We start from the raw sequence: 1,768 nt of genomic DNA, 5'->3' as shown, positions 1-1,768 counted from the left end.
GCCTGGCCGCGAAGGATGTTGTTGAGCGTCAGCCCCATGATCCCCGCGCCGCCGACGCGCAGAATGTCGCGGCGTGTGCTGCCGAGATGGGTGTCACAGAGGTCTTTACCGGGGACTCCAGGAATGCGGAACATGGCGTGCGTTGGGTGCGAGGTTTAAGGCAATATCAGGTGCGAATACGACAAGGAACGGCTGATCTTGCCATTTCGCGGCCGGAACGGCCAGCCCGGGCAGGAAACTCCATGCCCCGGGCAGGGATCATAGGAACCTCAGTCCACAAACATGAACTCGTTGCTCATGAGCAGCACCTGAGCGAGCTGGCTGAGGGCGCTCTGCGGTTTCTGGCGGCCAAAGGGCCAGCGGGAGGAGTCGCAGAAGTCATTTTTGGCGTCGGTGAGGAGTTCGCCGTTGTCGGTGCGCGTGATGCGCGGCTGCCAGTCGAAGCTGTCGCTGTCGGTGCCCTTCTCGTCGTGGACGACGAAGTTCAGGACGTCGCCTTTCTTCATGTCGGCGGTGAGGTGCGTGGGCACCTTTTTGTTCTTCGGAGTGCAGAAGTATTCGGAGAGGATGCCAGTGCGGCTGTTGTAGATCCAGGCACGCACGCCGTCGCCGCGATCGCTGCTGCGGCTGAGGGTGGCGTCGATGGTCACCTTCATGTCTGCCGGCACATGCCAGCGTGCGGTAACGACATAAGTTTCAGGCGCCGCGTGGCCGCCGTAGTTTGCCCAGAAGGCGTGGCCCCAGGTGTGGTCCGGGTCCGGAATCTTCGCCACCGGGCTCCAGATGCGCTGGCCGCCACCGCCGCGTTCGGTGAGATGGGTGAAGGGCTGGAATTCGCTGAAGGCAGGTTTGCCATCGGGGCCGCGAGTAAACTTCATCGCGCCATAGCTCCAGCGGAAGGGCTTCTCGGCGTTCAACTCCGTGGCGTCCGCGGCGAAGCGCTGGGCGAGATCGACTTCGTCCGGCTTCGGATCGCGGGCGAGAACGCGATGATACAGCGCGCGAACGGCCTCGGAATCGAGCGTGGTGCCGTTCTGCGGCGTCTCTTTGGCGATGGCATCGGCACGGGCGCGCATGAAGGGACTGTTCATCAGGAACAGCGCCTGCTGCGGCACGGTGGTGTTGAAACGCTGCGGGCTGTGGCTGTCTGGATTCGCGAAGTCAAACATCGCAGGCACGCTGGCCTGATCGTAACGATCGACCTTCAAATAGACCGTGCGGAAAGTGTCGGCGTCCTTTGCGTTCAGCTCGACTGCACGTCCGCCATGCTTGGCGGTGTTGAGCTCGCCGGTCGCGGCGAGCAACGCGTCGCGCATCGTCTCATAGTCGAGGCGTTGGCGGTTGAAGCGGCTGAGCAGTTCGTTGTCCGCATCCTTGGTGAGCTTGTCCGGCGTCGCGTGGCTGCTCTGCTGATAGGTGCGGCTGGTGAGGATGAGCGTGTGGAGCTTCTTCAAACTCCAGCCGTTTTCCATGAAGGTCGCGGCGAGGTAATCGAGCAGCTCCGATTGCACCGGCTTTGGCGTCTGCACGCCGAAGTCGCTCGGCTGCGAGACGAGCGGCTTGCCGAAATGCTGCAGCCACACGCGGTTCACGATGACACGCGCGGTGAGCGGGTTTTCCTTGCTGGCGATGTGCTTCGCCAGTTCGAGACGGCCGCTGCCATCGGTGAACTTCTCGCCGCCGAACATCGTCAGCCACGCACGCGGCGCGGGATCGCCCTGGCGGGCCGGATTGCCGCGCACGAAGACGCGCACGTCGCTGGGCTTCG

1 protein-coding gene is annotated in these 1,768 nt (G+C 63.4%); it reads right to left on the bottom strand.

The features are described 5' to 3' along the window. Positions 1-269: 269 nt before the first annotated feature. A partial coding sequence (locus tag KDL09_RS02940; protein WP_294381132.1) for a DUF1553 domain-containing protein occupies positions 270-1,768 on the bottom strand: 1,499 nt, incomplete at its 5' end.

It is taken from the genome of Prosthecobacter sp. (assembly GCF_020439865.1).
Classification (GTDB): Bacteria; Verrucomicrobiota; Verrucomicrobiia; order Verrucomicrobiales; family Verrucomicrobiaceae; genus Prosthecobacter.
This window is presented reverse-complemented; position numbering and strand designations above follow the sequence as displayed.